Source organism: Streptomyces sp. BE303 (assembly GCF_036290945.1).
GTDB lineage: Bacteria > Actinomycetota > Actinomycetes > Streptomycetales > Streptomycetaceae > Kitasatospora.
Window position 1 is genome coordinate 42,510 of sequence record NZ_JAQYWZ010000468.1, and the last position, 18,625, is coordinate 61,134.

4 protein-coding genes are annotated in these 18,625 nt (G+C 76.4%); all 4 read left to right on the top strand.

The window, feature by feature from the left end; all coding sequences use genetic code 11:
* The first annotated feature begins 532 nt into the window (after positions 1-532).
* The 4 genes from PUR56_RS09070 to PUR56_RS09085 are packed head-to-tail and all read left to right on the top strand — an operon-like array spanning position 533 to position 18,621.
* A complete protein-coding gene (locus PUR56_RS09070) occupies positions 533-6,886 on the top strand; it encodes a type I polyketide synthase (RefSeq protein ID WP_329948494.1) in 6,354 nt (2,117 codons plus the stop codon).
* A gap of 5 nt (positions 6,887-6,891) precedes the next feature.
* A complete protein-coding gene (locus PUR56_RS09075) occupies positions 6,892-11,784 on the top strand; it encodes a beta-ketoacyl synthase N-terminal-like domain-containing protein (protein ID WP_329948495.1) in 4,893 nt (1,630 codons plus the stop codon).
* On the top strand, positions 11,781-15,275 hold the full coding sequence (locus PUR56_RS09080) for a type I polyketide synthase (protein ID WP_329948496.1): 3,495 nt from the start codon (positions 11,781-11,783) through the stop codon (positions 15,273-15,275). The genes PUR56_RS09075 and PUR56_RS09080 overlap by 4 nt, the downstream gene beginning before the upstream one ends.
* Positions 15,268-18,621: an amino acid adenylation domain-containing protein gene (locus PUR56_RS09085; RefSeq protein WP_329948497.1), complete on the top strand. Its 3,354-nt coding sequence runs from the start codon at positions 15,268-15,270 to the stop codon at positions 18,619-18,621. Before PUR56_RS09080 ends, PUR56_RS09085 begins: the two co-directional genes overlap by 8 nt.
* The last annotated feature ends 4 nt before the right edge of the window (positions 18,622-18,625 follow it).

Below are 18,625 nucleotides of genomic sequence, written 5' to 3' on the forward strand. Positions count from 1 at the left end.
ACGTATCCCGGCTCCCCCGCCGACCCGACCTTCCCGGCGCATGGACGTGACAAGTGTCAGTAAAAGCAGGTCAAAGCCTTGTCCGCCGCAACCGGCCCGGACCACCATGCGCACTGGTGATCGACGGCCGTCGCGGTGTGCGTCCGCGCCGACGCCGGTCCGTCGTCCGCCCCGTGACCCCTCACCGCCGTCCGCATCGCCCCGCACGGGTACGCCGGCCCCCCGGCGTCCGCCCCCCAGGCACCGCACGACCGGCCCGACCGGGCCGCCTCTCCCCGCACGCGACGACCCTCACCCGCCGCACGCGCTCCGGGCCTCACCCGCCCGGGCCGGGCGACCTCACCGTCCCCGGCCCGTCCCCGGCCCATCGCCCCCGGAGCGAGCCGACACGTGCCCGCCCGGACACCCGTCCGACGGACGCCTCCGTGCCCACGCACCCCGCTCGCCCACGCACCTGCCCGCCCGCGCACCTGCCGCCCGGGGAGCCGGCTCCCGACCGAGCCGGCTCACCACGGATGCCGAGGAAGAGGACATGCACGCAGATCACGTGGTCCAGGACCCGACCCAGGCCCTGGCCGTCATCGGCATGGCAGGACGGTTCCCCGGAGCCCCGGACGTCGAGAGCTTCTGGCGCCTGCTGCTGGAAGAGGGCGACGCCATCCGCCCCGTCCCCGCCACCCGCTGGGACGCCACCGCGCAACTCGACCCGCAGCGGGAGATCCAGGCCGTCGGCGGATTCCTCGACGACGTCGACCGGTTCGACGCCACCTTCTTCGGCATCTCCCCCCGGGAGGCCGAGATGCTCGACCCCCAGCAGCGGCTGATGCTGGAGGCCGCGTGGCGGGCCCTGGAGGACGCCGGGACACCCGCCCGCACGCTGGCCGGCACCCGGACCGGCGTCTACGTGGGCGCGGGGTGGCACGACTACGAGCACGTCGGCCGGAAGAGCGGCAGCGGCGTCACCCAGCACACCGCCCCCGGCTACGCGCTCGACATGATCGCCGCCCGGGTCTCCTACTTCCTCGGGCTCACCGGGCCCAGCCTGGTCGTCGAGACCGGATGCTCCTCCGCGCTCGTGGCGGCGCACCTCGCCGCCCAGGCGCTCCGCGCCGGCGAGGTCGACGCCGCGATCGTGGGCGGCGTCGCCCTGATGCTCGATCCGACCGCGTCGATCGGCCTCACCCACTTCGGCGGGCTGTCGCCGGACGGCCGCTGCAAGGCCTTCGGCGCCGGGGCGAACGGCTTCGTGCGCGGCGAGGGCGTCGGCGCCCTGTACGTGAAGACCGTCGCCCGCGCGCTGGCGGACGGCGACCGGATCCACGGTGTCATCGCGGGCACCGCCGTCAACAACGACGGGGGCGGGCAGAGCGTCGTCTCGCCGAGCCCGGGGGGTCAGGAGCAGCTGCTCCGCGACGCCTACCGGCACTGGGGCATCCCGGCCGACCGGGTGGCGTACCTGGAGGCGCACGGCACCGGCACCGCACTCGGCGACCCCATCGAGGCCGGTGCGGCCGGCCGGGTCCTGGGGCAGGCCCGCAGCGCGGACGCGGGCCCGCTGCCCATCGGGTCGGTGAAGACCAACATCGGCCACCTGGAGGCCGCCGCCGGCATCCCGGGGCTGTTCAAGGCCCTGCTCTCGCTCCGGCACGGGGTCGTGCCGCCGAGCCTGCACTCCGCCGAGCTCAACCCCGAGATCGCGTTCGACGAACTCAACCTGCGGGTCGTCCGGGAGCCCCTGCCGCTGCCGGCCCGGGACCAGGCCTTCATCGGGGTGAGCAGCTTCGGGTGGGGCGGCACCAACGCCCACGTGGTGCTGACCCGGGCGCCCGCCCCCGCACCCGCCCCCGAGCACCCCGCGCCCTCGTCAGCCTCCTCCGCTTCCTCCCCCGGGCCGGGCGCACCGGTCCTGCTGCCGCTGTCGGCACACTCGGAACCGGCGCTGGCGCAGCGGGCCCGGGAGCTCCGGGACGCGCTGGCCTCCGGCGCCCACCCGCTCCCGGCGCTCGCCGGCACGCTGGCCTGGCAGCGCGACCAGCTCCCGGTCCGGGCGGCCTTCACCGCCGCGGACGCCGCCGAGGCCGTCGCGCAGCTGGACCGGCTCGCCGCCGACCCCGGCTCCCCCGGGCCCGAGGTGTTCACCGGGCGCGCCGCGGACCGGGGCCGCACCGCCTTCGTCTTCCCCGGGCAGGGCTCGCAGTGGCACGGCATGGGCCGTGAACTCCTGGCGTCCGACCCGGTGTTCGCCGCGGTGATCCACCGCTGCGCCGAGGCCCTGGAGCCGTACGTCGACTGGGACCTGGTGCGGGTCGTGTCGGGCGAGGCCGGCGAGGAGTGGCTGTCGCGGATCGACATGCTGCAGCCGACCCTGTGGGCGGTCTCGCTGGGTCTGTGCGAGGTGTGGCGGGCGGCGGGCGTCGTCCCGGACGTGGTGATCGGCCACAGCCAGGGGGAGGTGACCGCGGCCACGGCGGCGGGCATCCTGTCGTACGAGGACGGCGCGATGGTGGTGGCCCGCCGCAGCGCCATCGCCCGGCGCACCTCGGGCCGGGGCCGGATGCTGGCGGTGGACCTCGACCTCGACGCCGCCAAGGCCGCGCTGTCCGGGTTCGAGGAGGGCGTGTCCCTCGCCGTGAACAACGGGCCCAACAGCTGCGTGCTCTCCGGGGACACCGAACTGGTCCTGGCGCTCCAGGAGTTGCTGGAGGCGGAGGGGACGTTCTGCCGCCTGGTCAACGTGGACTACGCCTCGCACAGCCCGCAGATGGACGAGCTGGAGGACGACCTGCTGGCGGCCCTGCGGACGGTGCGTCCGGGCCGGGGCGACGTCGAGCTGATGTCGACGGTGCGGGTGGCCTCGGTGGAGGGCCCCGAGCTGGACGCCCGGTACTGGATGGACAACCTGCGCCGGCCGGTGATGTTCGCCGACGCGATGGAGCGCCTCTTCGACACCGGTGTCACCCACGTCGTGGAGATCAGCCCGCACCCGGTGCTCGCCCCGTCCCTGGAACAGCTGGCGGCGCAGCGTCCGGTCCCGCCGCAGGTGCTGTCGACCCTGCGGCGCGACCGGAGCTCGTCGGAGCTGGTCCGGGAGGCGCTGGCCCGGGCCTACGTCAGCGGTCTCGAACCGTTCCACGGGCTGCCGCGGGACGCCTGGGCGCCGGTGCCGCCGTATCCGTGGCAGCGCACCTCCCACTGGGTGGAGACGGTCCGGCGGCGCACGGCTCACGGCGCCGGGGACGACCTGGTGCTGATCCCCTCGATGGCCGAGCAGGGCGCCTGGAACGGGACGCTGGAGCTGGCCCCGGCGGACATCCCCTGGGTGCGCGACCACCGGGTGTACGACGCGGTGGTGCTGCCCGGCACGGGGATGCTGGAGCTGGCGCTGCGGACGGCGCTGGCGCGGACCGGCGGCCCGCACCGCACGCTCGCGGACGTCTCCTTCCACAGTGATCTGACGCTCACCGAGGAACCGGTGACGGTCGGTCTGGGCTGGCGGGACGACCTCACCGGCGGCGGCAGCTTCACCCTCTCCTCGCTGGAGGCGGGCGCGCACGGCTGGGTGCGGCACGCCTCGGCGCGGGTGCTGGCGGACGACACGGCCACGGGCGAGCCGGCCTTCCCCGGGCAGCTGCTGGGTCTGACCGCCGTGCCGGCCGCGGAGTTCTACGCGGACTGCGCGGCGCGGGGGCTGAACTACGGTCCGGCGTTCCAGGGCGTGGTGGAGCTGCGCGGTGGTGCGGAGGAGAGCCTGGCGGAGGTCCGGCTGCCGGACGGCTGCCTGGCCGGCGGCCACCCGCACCGGCTCCATCCGGCGCTGTGGGACGGCGCGCTCCAGGCCTCCGTCCCGCTCTACCCGGGCGAGGAGGCGGCCGTCCCGGTCGGGGTGCACCGCGTCCACCTGCACCAGGACCTGGCCGGGCCGGTCACCGCGCTGTGGTCGCACGCGGTGCGGCGCGACCGGAGCAGGGTCGACCTGTTCCTGTTCGACGCGGACCGCCGGCCGCTGATGACGCTGGAGGGGCTCCGGATGCAGACCCTCGCGGCGACGGCCGACCCGTCCGTCGCGGACGCCGACCGGGTGCACCGGCTGGAGTACCGGCCGGAGGCCCGCGCGGGCGCGGAGAGCGGCGGGGCCGCCGGGTTCACCGGCCGCTGGGCGGTCTGCACGGTCGGCGCACCCGGCGCACCCGGTGACCCGGCGGCCGGGGAGCTGGTCGGGGCCCTGGGTGCGCGGGGCGGCGGCGCCGTGGTCCGCACGGTCACCGGCGAGGAGGCCGCGCGGACCGAGGCGTGGGCGCAGGAGCTGGGCTCGGTCGAGGAGTTGGGCGGGGTGGTCTTCCTGGCCCCGCGCGCCGACGCCGGACCGCGGGCCCGGCGCGAGGGCCTGGCGGCGCTGGCCGCGCTGGTCCGGGCCTGCACGTCCCGCCCGCTGGTCCCCCGGCTGGCCGTGGTCACGGCCGACGCGCAGCCCGTGCCGGCGGTGGCCGGTGACTGCGACCCCGGGGCGGCCCTCTACTGGGGCTTCGGCCGGGTGCTCCGCCGTGAGCACCCCGAGCTGCGGTCCGTGCTCGTCGACGTCGGGTCCGCGGACGGCGGCTGGTCGGCGGACTGCGCCGCGGAGCTGCTCGCGGCCGAGGGCGCGGACCAGGTGGTGCTGCGCGGTGGGGAGCGGCTGGTCGGCCGGCTGGTGCGGGGAGCGGGTACGCCGGAGGACGCCGGGCAGGACCCGGCGCGGCCGGCCTGGCGCTCCGTGGAGCAGCAGCCCTTCCGGCTCGCGCCCTCTCACCAGGGCACCTGGGACGGGCTGGCGTTCCGTCCGCTGGAGCGGCGCGCGCCCGGCCCCGGGGAGGTCGAGATCGCGGTCAGCGCGGCCGCGCTGAACTTCATCGACGTGATGAAGGTGATGGGCACCTACCCCGACCCGACGGCCGACGCCCGGCTGCTCGGCCTGGACGGTGTGGGCGTGGTCACCCGGACGGGCGAGGGGGTGTCGCGCTTCGCCCCCGGCGACCGGGTCGTCGCGTGCACCGCCGGCGGGTCGCTCGCCTCGCACCAGACGGTGCGGGCCGATCACGCCCACCCGGTGCCGGAGTCGATGGACGACGCCACCGCGGCGGCGATCCCGGCGGTGACCATCACCGCCTGGTACGGGCTGCGGCACCTCGCCGGGCTGGCCCCCGGCGAGACGGTGCTGATCCACTCGGCGGCCGGGGGGCTGGGTCTGGCGGCGATCGAGGTGGCCCGGCTGCTCGGGGCCGAGGTCGTCGCGACGGCGGGCAGCGAGGAGAAGCGCCGCCGGCTCCGGGAGCTCGGCATCCGGCACGTCTTCGACTCCCGGGACCTCTCCTGGGCGGAGGAGGTGCGCGCGGCCACCGACGGACGCGGCGTGGACGTCGTCCTCAACTCGCTGACCGGCGCGGCGATTCCGCTGGGCCTGGAGGTCCTGGCGGAGGGCGGGCGCTTCGTCGAGGTGGGCAAGCAGGACATCTACGGCGGGCGCACGCTGAGCCTCGGCGCGTTCCGCAAGGGCATCGGTCTGGCCTCGCTGGACCTCGCCGGTGTGATCGCCCGCCGTCCCGCGCTGTTCACCCGGCTGTTCGCCGAGGTGTGGGAGCGGGTCGGCGCGGGCGAGCTGGGGGCGGTCCCGCTGCTGCGGTACACCTTCGCGCAGGCCCCCGAGGCGCTGCGCGAGATGTCACGCGGCAACCACATCGGCAAGTTCGTGCTGTCGGACCCCGCCACGGTCACCTCGGTGGCCCCGGAACCGCTGCGGGACGGCCGTTTCCGGGGCGACGGCACCTATCTGCTCACCGGTGGCCTCGGCGCCCTCGGCCTGTCGCTGGCGGAGTTCCTGGCGGAGCGCGGAGCGGGCCGGCTGGCGCTGGTCGGGCGCTCGGCCCCGTCGGCCGAGGCGGTGGCGCGGATCGAGGCCGTCCGGGCGCGCGGCGTGGAGGTGGAGACCTTCCGGGCCGACGTCGCCGACCCGGAGGCGGTGCGCCGGGTCCGGGCGCAGCTGCCGCCGCTCCGCGGGGTGGTGCACGCGGCCGGTCTGCTGGACGACGCCACCGTCCAGAACCTGACGCCGGAGCAGCTGCGGCGGGTGCTGGCGCCCAAGGTGGACGGCGCGCTCAACCTGGACGCGGCCACCGAGGGCGACCCGCTGGACTTCTTCCTGCTGTTCTCGTCGGCGGCGGCGCTGTTCGGCAACGCCGGGCAGGCGGCCTACGCGGCGGGCAACGCCTTCATGGACGCGCTCGCGGTGGCCCGGCGCCGGCGCGGACTCCCCGCGCTGAGCGTGCAGTGGGGCCCGTTCACCGATGTCGGTCTGGCCGCCCGGGAGGACAACCGGGGTGCCCGGCTGGCGGAACGCGGGATGGCCGGCTTCACCACCGGGGAGGCGTGGCGGGCCCTGGAGGGGTTCCTCGGCGGGGACGAGCAGGTCGTCGCGTACGTGCCGATCGACCTGCGGCAGTACCTGGAGGCGTACCCGGACACCGCGACCCTGGAGAGCTGGGGCGCACTGCGGGAGCTGGCCCGGCACGGGAGCACCACGACGGCCGGTGCGGCGTTCCTCGCCGAGCTGCGGTCCGTCCCGCAGGACCGGTGGCAGGAACTCCTGGAGGCCAAGGTGCAGGAACTGGCCGGCCGGGTGCTGCGGCTGGACGCCGGGGCGATCGACCGGGACACGCCGTTCAAGTCGCTCGGGCTGGATTCGCTGATGGGGCTCGAACTGCGCAACCGGCTGGAGGCGGCGTTCGGGCTGCGGCTGTCGCCGACCCTGCTGTGGACGTACGGCACCGCCCGGACGCTCTCCACGGTGCTGGTCGAGCGGCTGCTCGGTGACCCGGCGGCCGGCGAGGACGCCGCCACGGACGGCGAGGGCTGAGGGCCGTGGAGGCACAGCGCGAGATCACCGCGGCCGCGCCCACGCCGCTGACGAGGGCGCTCGACACCGTCCGGAAGCTGCGGGCGCAGCTCGACGCCGCGAACGGCACCGGCCCGCTGGCCGTCGTCGGGATCGGCCTGCGGCTCCCGGGCGGCATCGCCGACCTGGACGGGTACTGGAGCGCGCTGGCGGAGGGCCGCGACCTGGTGCGTCCGCTGCCCGAAGGGCGGCGCGGGCCGTTCGCCGCCGAGTGGGAGCGGCTGCCCCACGTGGGCGGTTTCCTGGACGAGGTCATGGACTTCGACGCGGAGTTCTTCGGGATGAGCGCCGAGGAGGCCCGCGGGGTCGACCCGCAGCAGCGGCTGCTGCTGGAGGTCGCCTGGGAGGCCCTGGAGAACGCCGCGCTCCCCCCGGACCGGCTGGACGCCGCCCGGACCGGGCTGTTCGTCGGCATCACCGGTCAGGAGTACTGGGACTGGAACCGGGGCGAGCCGGACACCCACTGGGCCGCCGGCAACGGCCACTGCTTCACGGTGGGCCGGCTGGCGTACGCACTGGGGCTGGCCGGTCCGGCGGTCACGGTGGACACCGCCTGCTCCTCGTCCCTGGTCTCGGTCCACCTGGCGCGGCAGGCGCTGGCCCGCCGGGAGTGTGACGTGGCGCTGGCCGGCGGGGTGAACCTGGTGCTCTCGCCGCGCGCGACCCGGCTGCACCGGCTGGCGGGCACGCTGTCCCCGGACGGGCGGTGCAGCCCCTTCGACGCCCGGGCGAACGGCTTCACCCGGGGCGAGGGCTGCGGCGTGCTGGTCCTGAAGCGGCTGGAGGACGCGCGGCGCGACGGTGACCGGGTGCACGCCGTGATCCACGGTTCGGCGGTGAACCAGACCGGCCGTTCGACGGGCTTCACCGCTCCCAACGTGCTGTCGGAGGCCGCGCTGATCGGGACGGCGCTGGCGGACGCCGGGCTCGCCCCCGCCGACATCGGCCTGGTGGAGGCGCACGGCACCGGCACCCCGCTCGGGGACACCATCGAGATGGAGGCGATCGCCGCCGCGCTGGGCCGCCGCAACGGCGGGGCCGAGCTGGTGGTCGGTTCGGTCAAGGCGAACCTGGGCCACCCGGAGTCCGCCGCCGGGGTCGTCGCGCTGGTCAAGGCGGTGCTGTGCCTGCAACGGCGCGCGGTGCCGCCGCTGGTGCACTTCGCCACGCTGAACCCGCTGATCGACCTCGACGGCACCGGCATCACCCTGCCGACCGCGCTGCGGCCGTGGCCGGAGCGCGGTGGCCGCCACGCCGCGGTCAGTGCCTTCGGGATGGGCGGGACCAACGCCCATGTCGTCCTCGGCGCGGCCGAGGACACGGCCGGGAACACCGCCGGGGGCAAGGCCGGGAACGCGGGCGGCGGCCCGGCCGGTGCTGCGGTCGCGGCGGTGCCGGTCCGGGGCTTCGTGGTCTCGGCGCGGACGCCGGAGGCGGTGCGCGCCCTGGCGGCCGGGTTCCACCGGAGCCTCGCGGCGCTGCCGGACGACGGCCACTACCCGGCGTTCGCGTACACGGTGGGTGCCGGTCGTGCACGGCACCGCTGGCAGGCGCGGGTCACCGCACCCGACCGGGCGTCCGCGCTGCGGGCGCTCCACGGGCTCGCCGAGGGCGGGTCGCCGCCCGGCGTGGTCCTCGCCGAGCGGGACCCGGGCCGGGACGACGCGGACGGCGCGGACGACGGCTCCCGGGCCCTGCCCCGGGCCGTCGTCGACCTCCCGAACTACCCCTGGCAGCGGCGGCGTCACGCACCCGAGCCGGCGGACGGGCCCCTCCCGGTCACCGGGGCGGTCGCCGGGTCCGCCGTCGGCGGGGCCGCCGCAGGGGCGACGGCCACCGACCCGGCGACCGCCCCGGCGGCCGGGCGGGAGCGGCCGGCCGACCCTCCCCTCGTCACCCTGGAGTGGGCACGGCGGGACGACGACGCCGGCGCGCCGCCCGCCGGCCCGCCCGGCCGGTGGCTGCTGTTCGCCGACGGCACGGGGGTCGGCGAGGCGCTGCGCGCCGAGATCACCGCCCGCGGCGGCAGCTGCGTGACCGTCACCCCCGGGCCGCACCACGACCTGGTGGACCCGCTCCACCACGAGATCGACCCGCTGCGCCCGGAGGATCTCACCGCGCTGCTGAAGGAGGTGCGCGCCGCCGGGGACGAGCCCTTGACCGGGCTGGTGTACGCCTGGGGCCTGGACACCGCCGGCGGCCCGCCCCCGGGCGGCCCCGGACCGTTCCCGCCGTCGGAGGAACAGGAGGGCGTCGCCCTCCCGGCCCTGCGGCTGATCGAGGAGTTCGCCCGTGACGGCCTGCCGGGCGGCCCGCGCGTCGCGCTGCTGACCCGGGGCGCCCAGCGGGTGGTCGAGGGTGACCCGGCTCCCGCGCCCGCCCGGGCGCTGCTGACGGGACCGGCCGTGGCGTCCGCCGCCGCGCTCGGCGGCCTCCGCCCCGTCGTCGTCGACCTCGACCCGGAGCCGACCCGGGACGACGCCGCCCGGCTGCTCGACCTGCTGCTCGACCTGCTGATCCGCCCCGGTGACGAGCCGTGGACCGCCCTGCGCGGCCCGGCCCGCCACTCCCCCGTCCCGGTCCCGCACGTCACCCCGGACGGAACCGAAGCGGCGTGGCCGCGGCGGCCGTTCGACCCTCGGCGCGATCCCAACCACCGGATCCTGGCCGTGCGGCCCGGCATCCTGGAGAGCCTGACGCCGACCCGGTGGGAACGGGCCGCGCCGGGGCCGGGCCAGGTCGAGATCGAGGTCACGGCGGCCGGGCTCAACTTCAGCGACGTCCTCAAGGCGATGGGCGCCTACCCGGGCGCCACCGGGACGGTCCCGCTGGGTGTCGAGTGCGCCGGCCGGATCAGCGCGGTGGGCGAGGGCGTCGACCGCTTGCGGGTCGGCGACCCGGTGATGGCGGTGGTCCCGTCCGCGCTCGCGGCGTACACCACCACCGAGGCGCACCTGGTGGCGCCGCGACCGGCGGCGCTCGACGACGAGCAGGCGGCGGCCACCCCGGTCGCCTTCCTCACCGCCGTGTACGGGCTCTGCCACCTGGCCCGGCTGCGGGCGGGCGAGAAGGTGCTGATCCACTCGGCGTCCGGGGGCGTGGGCCTGGCCGCGCTGGCGGTGGCCCGCCGGTGCGGCGCGGAGGTCCTCGCCACGGCCGGGACCGAGGAGAAGCGGCGGTTCCTGCGCGACCTGGGCGTGGCCCGGGTGATGGACTCCCGGTCACTGGCCTTCGCCGACGAGATCACCGGGTTCACCGACGGCCGCGGCGTCGACGTTGTGCTCAACTCGCTGACCGGCGAGGCACTGCGGCGCAGCCTGGCCCTGCTGGCGCCGGGCGGGAGGTTCGTGGAGCTCGGCAAGCGCGACATCCACGACGACAGTCCGGTCGGCCTCGGCTTCCTCAAGCGGAACCGCTCGCTGTTCGCCGTCGACCTGGAGCACACCTTCCACGAGCAGCCGGCGCTGCTCGCCGAGCTGTTCGACGAGGTGGTGCGGGGCTTCGACAGCGGGCAGTTCGAGCCGCTCCCGGTCACGGTCCACCCGTTCTCCGAGGCCCGGGAGGTCTTCGCCCGGATGGCCCGGGCCCGGCACACCGGGAAGCTGGTGCTCCGGCCGGACGAGGCACCGGAGATCGCGGTGCCCCCGGCCCGGACCGTCCGGGCGGAGGCGTCGTACCTGGTCACCGGTGGGGCATCGGCCGCGGCCCTGGAGGCCGCCCGGCAGCTCGCCGACCGTGGTGCCCGCCGCATCGTGCTGGTCGGGGCACCCTCCCCCGGCGGGGACGGCGAGCCGGACGCCCGGGCCTCGGCCGGTGCCGCGGGAGCGGCCGGGGTACTGGCCGAACTGCGGTCCCGGGGCGTCGAGATCGCACGGCCGGTCGTGGACCTGTCCCGCGCCGAGGAGGTGGCCGACCTCCTGGCCGGGCTGGACGCCTCGGGGCCGCCCCTGGCCGGTGTCGTCCACACCGGGGACGCCCCGGACGACGGCACGGACGACGGCGGTGCGGACGGCACGGCGGACGGCACGGCGGACGGCCCGCACGACGGCGCGGTGCCGGCGGCCGAGGCGCTCCTGCGCTCCACCGCGGCCCGGGCCGCCGGCGCGTGGCAGCTCCATCTGGCCACCGCCACCAGGGAACTGGACTTCTTCGTGCTGTGCTCCCCCACCGCCCCGCCCGGCCGGGAGGCCGCGGTCGGCGCCTTCCTGGACGCCCTGGCCGCACACCGCCGGGCCCTCGGACTGCCCGCCCTGAGCGTCGACCGCGAGGGCGTCGCCGCCCTCGGCCGGCTGCTGGGCAGCCGGGCCGTGGTGGCCCGGGTCCGGCCCGACGGCGACGCACCGGCCCCGGACGACGCCGACGCGATCCGCCGGCAGCTGCTGGCGGTCGAGCCGGGCCGGCGCCGCCGGGCCCTGCTGGCCGGGCACTGCCGGGACGTCGCCGCCCGGGTGCTCGGGGAACAGGGGGCCGCCCCGGACGCCGCCGCGATCGACGGCACGGCGCCGCTGGCCGGCCTCGGCTTCGACTCGCTGCGCACCCTGGAGCTGCGCTCGCGGCTGGAGCTCTCGCTCGGGGTCGCGCTGCCGTCGACGCTCGGCTGGCAGTACCCCACGCTCGACGCGCTGGTGCCCTTCCTCGCCGAGCGGATGGGCATCGCGCTGGAGGCCGCCGCGGCGGCACCGCCACCGGTCCGGGAGCCCGGGAACACCCCGGCCGCCACGACGGGGCCCCGTCCGGGTCCGGACCCGGCGCTCGATCTCGACGAGCTCTCGGAGCGCGAGCTCGAAGCGCTCCTCCTCGCCAGGACCGAGCAGTTCGACGCCAGTGCCGATCCGATCGAGCGGGGGCAGGGACGATGACCACACGGGACGAGACCGGCCGGGACGGGACCACGCGGGACGGCGGGTCCGCGTCGATGACGGCGATGAAACGCGCCTATCTGACGATGGAGCGGATGCAGCACCGGATCGACGCCTACGAGCAGGCCCGGTCCGAGCCGATCGCCGTCGTGGGCGTGGGCTGCCGGTTCCCCGGCGGGGTGACCGACACCGATGCGTACTGGGAGCTGCTGAGCGGCGGCACCGACGCGATCGGCGAGGTGCCGGCCGACCGCTGGGACGTGGACGCGTTCTACGACCCGGAGCCGCGCCGCCCGGGGCGGACCAGTACCCGCTGGGGCGGCTTCCTGGACCGCATCGACCGCTTCGACCACGAGTTCTTCGGCATCTCCCGGCGCGAGGCGGTGTCCATGGACCCGCAGCAGCGGCTGGTGCTGGAGGTCGCCTGGGAGGCCCTGGAGGACGCCGGGCAGGCCCCGCACGCGCTGGCCGGCAGCCGGACCGGGGTCTTCCTGGGGATCTGCAGCAACGACTACGCCGGCCTGCTCTTCCGGGAGCCGGAGGACATCACGGCCCACGCCAGCACGGGCATCGCGCACAGCATCGCCAGCGGCCGCCTGTCCTACCTGCTGGACCTTCGCGGGCCGAGCGTCTCGGTGGACACCGCCTGCTCGTCGTCGCTGGTCGCCGTGCACCAGGCGTGCCAGAACCTGCGGCTCGGCGAGTGCGACCTGGCGATCAGCGGCGGGGTGAACGCGGTGCTGTCGCCCGAGGCGGCCATCTCCTTCTCGCAGTTCCCCGAGATGCTGGCCGACGACGGCCGCTGCAAGACCTTCGACGCGGCCGCGAACGGCTTCGTCCGCAGCGAGGGCTGCGGCGTGGTGGTGCTCAAGCGGCTGTCGGACGCGCTGCGGGACGAGGACCGGGTGCTCGCGGTGATCCGCGGCTCCGCGGTCAACCAGGACGGACGCAGCTCGGGCCTGACCGCGCCCAACGGAGCCGCGCAGCGCGACCTGTTCCGCCGCGCGCTGGCGGCCGGCGGGGTCGATCCGCAGCGGCTCGGCTACATCGAGACGCACGGCGCCGGCACCAAGCTGGGCGACCCGATCGAGGTGGCGGCGCTGGCCGAGGTCTACGGCCGCACGGAGGGCGCGCCGCTCTACCTGGGCGCGGTGAAGACCAACCTCGGCCACCTGGAGGCGGCGGCCGGGATCGCCGGGCTGATCAAGGCCGCGCTCTGCCTCGACCGCGGTCTGATCCCGCCCAACCTGCACTTCGGCGAGCTCAACCCGCACATCTCCTTCGACGGGACCACCTTCGCCGTGCCGACCGGCCTCACCTCGTGGCCGACCGGGGAGGGGACGCCGCGGCTGGCGGGCGTGAGCAGCTTCGGGTTCAGCGGCACCAACGCGCACCTGATCCTGGAACAGGCCCCGGAGCGCCCGGCGTCCGGACCTGACCGGCGGCGCCCCCTCTCGGTGCTGGCCCTGTCCGCGAAGAGCGGGAGCTCCCTGCTCAAGCTGGCCCGGCGCTACCAGGACCGGCTGGCGACGGCGGAGCCGGAGGCTGCGGCCGACCTGTGCTTCTCCGCCAACACCGGGCGCTCGCACTTCCCGCACCGGCTCGCCGCCGTCGGGGCCTCGCCCCGGGAGATCGCGGACCGGCTCGCGGACTTCGTGCGGGACGACCCCGCGGAGGGTCTGGTGTCGGGCCCGGCCGGGGGCGCCGGCGCCGCGACCGGTGACACGGTCTTCCTCTTCACCGGCCAGGGCCCACAGCGGGCCGGCATGGCACGGCAGTTGTACGAGACCCAGCCGTCCTTCCGGCGGACCCTCGACCGCTGTGACGAGATCCTGCGGGACGTCCTGCCGGTGCCGTTGCTCTCCGTCCTCCACCCCGAGCGGCCCGGGCCGCCCGCCGAGTCCGACCTGATCAACACCATGGAGTACGCCCAGCCCGGCCTCTTCGCCGTGGAGTACGCCCTGGCGGAGCTCTGGCGCTCGTGGGGGGTGGAGCCGGCCGCCGTCATCGGCCACAGCCTCGGCGAGTACACCGCCGCCTGCTTCGCGGGCGCGATGTCCCTGGAGGACGGCCTGCGGCTGGTCGCCGAGCGCGGCCGGCTGCTCCAGCGGCTCGCCGGGTCGGGCGCCATGGCGGCCGTCTCCGCCCCGGTCGAGGAGGTCGCCGAGGAGCTCGCCCGGTACGACGCCGCCCTGATCTCGGTCGCCGCCGTCAACGGCCCGGCCAACACCACGGTCTCCGGCGTGCGGGAGGTGGTCGACGCGGTCTGCGGGACGTTCACCGCCCGCGGCGCGGAGGTCAAGCGGCTGCGCATCTCCACCTCGTCGCACTCCCCGCTGGTCGAACCGGTCCTGGAACCGCTGCGCAAGGCCCTGGACGAGGTCTCCTTCGGCGCGCCCCGGATCCCGCTGCTGTCCAACCTGACCGGCCGGCTGTGGCCGTGGGACGAAGCCCTGGACACCGGCTACTGGCTCCGTCACGCCCGGCAGCCGGTGCTCTTCGCCGACGGGGTCCGGGCCCTGTACGACCTGGGGTACCGCACCTTCCTGGAGATCGGTCCGGCGCCGACCCTGCTGGGCCTGGTGCGCGAGGTCCTGACCGGCGACGACGTGCGGACGCTGCCCAGCCTGCGGCCCTCGTACGACGACTGGGAGGTCCTCCTCGGCAGCCTCGGCCGGCTGTACGCCGACGGCGCCGAGGTCGACTGGGCCGGCTTCGACCGTGACTACGCCCGCTCCCGGGCGCCGTTGCCGCACTATCCCTTCGCCGCCACCCGCTGCTGGCACGAACCGGACGGCGGCGGGGCGCCGATGACCGACCGCGGTGCTCCGGCCGGGGCCGGCCGGGCCCGCCCCGGCGGAGCCCACGGCAGCGGTGGGGATCGCCCCGGCGGTCAGCGGCCAGGCCCCGGCCGGGGCGCCGAGACACGGACCGGCGAGGAACGGCGCGTCGAGGAACGGCCGGCCCGGCAGCCCGCGCCGCGCCGGGTCCCCGGCGCGCCGGGCCGGTCCGCGGCGAGCGGGCTCCCCACGGCCGAGGAGCTGCTGCGGGTGCCCGCCGGGGAACGCGTCGGCACGCTGGTCGAGCGGCTGTCGTCGAGCGTGCGGACGGCCCTGGGTTCGAGGGCGGCCACCGTCGATCCCGACGCGCCGCTGTCCGGTCTCGGGCTGGACTCGCTGATGGCGGTGGAGCTCAGGAACGAGGTCCAGAGCCGACTCGGGATCAAGGTGACCGTGGCCGACTTCCTCAAGGGCGCGACCGTCCGCGGCCTGGCCGAGCAGGTGGCCGGCGAGCTGGCGGGCCGCCCGGCGGGGCAGGGGACGGCGGGCGGCGGCGAGGTGCCGGCGATCCGGCGGGTGGCGCGGGCCGGGGACCGGACGGCGGAGCTGCTGGCCCTCCTGGACCAGGTGTCCGGGGACGAGGCGCCCGGAGCCCGGGCGTCCGGGGGCGGGGCGGGCGCTCCGGAGCGGGCGGAGCGGGCCGATGACTGACCTCGAACGGCGGCTGGCCGAACTCTCCCCGGCCCAGCGGGCGCGGCTCGCGGAACTGCTCGCGGACCGCCGGCTCGCGGAGGACGGAACGACCGAGGACGCCTTCCCGCTCTCGGTGTTCCAGCAGGGCATGTGGTTCCTGGAACAGGTCCGGCCGGGCAACCCGGCGTACGTCGTGCCGGGCGCGGTCCGCGTCCGCGGGGCGGTGGACGCCGAGGTCCTGCGGGACGCGCTGAACGAGGTGGTCCGGCGCCACGAGGCGCTGCGCACGGCCTTCCGGCTGCTCGACGGCCGGCCGGCCCAACTGGTCCGGCCCCGGCTCACGGTGGAGCTGCCCGAGATCGACCTGCGGCAGGACCGGCTCACCGGGACGGCGCTGGACGAGCGGATCGCCGCCGCGGCGATCGGCGAGCCGTTCGACCTGGAGACCGGGCCGCTGGTGCGGATGACGCTGCTGCGGACCGCGGACGACGAGTCGGTGCTGGTGCTGGCCCTGCACCACCTGGTCTCGGACCGCTGGTCGGTGTGGGTGCTGCTGTCCGAACTCGCCGCCCTGTACGAGGCGTTCGCCGCGGGCCGGCCCTCGCCCCTGCCGGACCTCCCGGTCCAGTACGGGGACTTCGCCGTCTGGCAGCGGGAACAGCGGGACCAGGGACGGTGGACGGAGCAGCTGGCCTACTGGCGGGAGCGCCTGGCGGGGGCCCCGGCGGCCCTGGAGCTGCCGACGGACCGGCCCCGCCCCGCGGTCCAGGGCTTCAACGGCGGCACGCTGCCCTTCGAGCTCCCCGAACCGCTGATGCGGGAGCTGGGCCGGCTCGCCCACCGCAGCGGCGCGACCACCTACATGGCGCTGCTGGCCGTCTTCACCGTCCTGCTGTCCCGGTACGGCCGGCAGCAGGACGTGGTGGTGGGCGTGCCCATGGCCGTCCGGGACCGGCCCGAACTGGAGCCGCTGATCGGCTACTTCGTCAACACCCTGGCGATCAGGACCGACCTGGGCGGGGAACCGTCCTTCGGCGAGGTGCTCGACCGGGTCCGGACGGCCTGCCTCGGCGCCTACGAGCACCAGGAGGTGCCGTTCGAGCTGGTGGTCGGGGAGCTGAACACCGCGCGCGACCTCGGCCGGCCGCCGGTCTACCAGGTGAGCTTCGCCTACGGCCGGGAGGCGGTGCCGCGGCTCACCCTGAACGGCGCGGAGCTGGACCGCTTACCGGTCCGCAGCGAGGGCGCGCGCTTCGACCTCGAACTCCAGGCGTTCGACCGCGACGGCGGGCTCAGCGGCTGGTTCGAGTACGACCGGGACCTCTTCGACGAGGCCACCGTGGCCCGGATCGCCGCCCACTTCCGCCGTCTGGCGGAACAGGTGGTGGCGGACCCGGACCGCCCTGTCGACCGGCTGGAGCTGCTGGAGGGGGACGACCGCCGCAGGGTCCTGGAGGAGTTCAACGCCACCGCGCGGGAGTGGCCCGCCGGGAGGGGCTGGATCCACGAGGACTTCGAGGAGCAGGCGCGACGGCACCCCGAGGCGGAGGCGGTGCGCTTCGAGGGCCGCGGGCTGACCTACGGGGAACTGAACCGGCGGGCCAACCGGCTCGCCCACCGGCTGCTGCGGCTCGGGGTCGGCCGGGACGTCGTGGTGGGCGTCGGCCTGGAACGGTCGCCGGAGCTGGTGGTGGCGCTGCTGGCGGTGCTCAAGGCGGGCGGCGCCTACCTGCCGCTGGACCCCGGCCTCCCGCCCGCCCGGCTGGAGCACATGGTCCGGGACGCCCGGGTCCCGGTGCTGCTCACCCGGCGCGAGGAGCTCGGGCGACTGCCCGCCGCCGAGGCCGAGGTGCTGTGCGTGGAGGAGTTCGAGGCCGCACCGGGCGGCGAGCCGGACGACGACCCGCAGGTCGCGGTGGACGGCGAGGACCTGGCCTACGTGATCTACACCTCCGGCTCCACCGGCACCCCCAAGGGCGTCATGAACGTGCACGCCGGGATCCGCAACCGGCTGCTGTGGATGCAGGACGCCTACGGGCTGGACGCCACCGACCGGGTGCTGCAGAAGACCCCGTTCTCCTTCGACGTGTCGGTGTGGGAGTTCTTCTGGCCCCTGACGACGGGCGCCACGCTCGTGGTCGCCCGCCCGGAGGGCCACCGCGACGGCGGCTACCTGGCCCGCACGATCCGGGAGGAGCGGGTGACGACGGTGCACTTCGTGCCGTCGATGCTCCAGGTCTTCCTCCAGGAGCCGGTGGAGGAGTGCACCACCCTGCGCCGGGTGGTCTGCAGCGGCGAGGCGCTGCCGCGCGACCTCCAGGACCGCTTCCTGGCCCGCTCCCGGGCCCGGTTGTACAACCTGTACGGCCCGACCGAGGCGGCCGTCGACGTGACCCACTGGACCTGCACGCCCGAGGACGGCCGCCGGCCGGTGCCGATCGGCAGGCCGATCGCCAACACCCGGGTGTACGTGCTGGACGGGTCGCTGCGGCCGGTGCCGGTCGGGGTGCCCGGGGAGCTCCACCTCGGCGGGCGGGGTCTGGCCCGCGGCTACCTGAACCGGCCCGGACTGACCGCCGAACGGTTCGTCCGGGACCCGTTCGACGCGGACCCGGGAGCCCGGCTGTACCGGACCGGGGACCTCGCCCGCTTCCGCGAGGACGGCGCGCTGGAGTTCCTGGGCCGGCTGGACCACCAGGTCAAACTGCGCGGCTTCCGGATCGAGCCGGGCGAGATCGAGGCCGTGCTGACCGCGCACCCCACCGTGCGCGAGGCGGTGGTGACCGCCCGCCCGCACCGGGGCGGTGACCTCCGGCTGGTGGCCCACCTCACCGCGCGGGGCCCCGGGGCGCCCGACCCCGCGGAGCTGGCCGGCCACCTGCGGCGCCACCTGCCCGCGTACATGGTGCCCGCCGTCTTCGAGGTGCTGGACGCCCTCCCGCTCACGCCCAGCGGCAAGGTGGACCGCGCAGCCCTGCCCGAGCCGAGCGGCGGCCGGCCGGAGCCGGGGGCCCGCTTCACGGCGCCCGCGGCCGGCCTGGAGCACACCCTGGCCGGACTGTGGTGCGCGGTCCTGGGGGTCGAGCGGGTCGGCGCCCACGACAACTTCTTCGACCTCGGCGGGCACTCGCTGCTGATGGCCGAGCTGCGGTCGCTGCTCGCCTCGGACGCCGGACACCGGGTCTCGATGGTCGAGCTGTTCCAGCACCCCACGGTCGCGTCGCTGGCCGCGTACCTGAGCCGACCGGAGGGTCCGGCCGCGACCCCCGGGCCCGATGCGCGCCAGCGCGCGGAGAACCGCCGGCGGGCCGACGCCCGGCGGCGACAGGCGGCCGGACGCCGCGCCCGTTCCCGAGAGCGATAGGTGA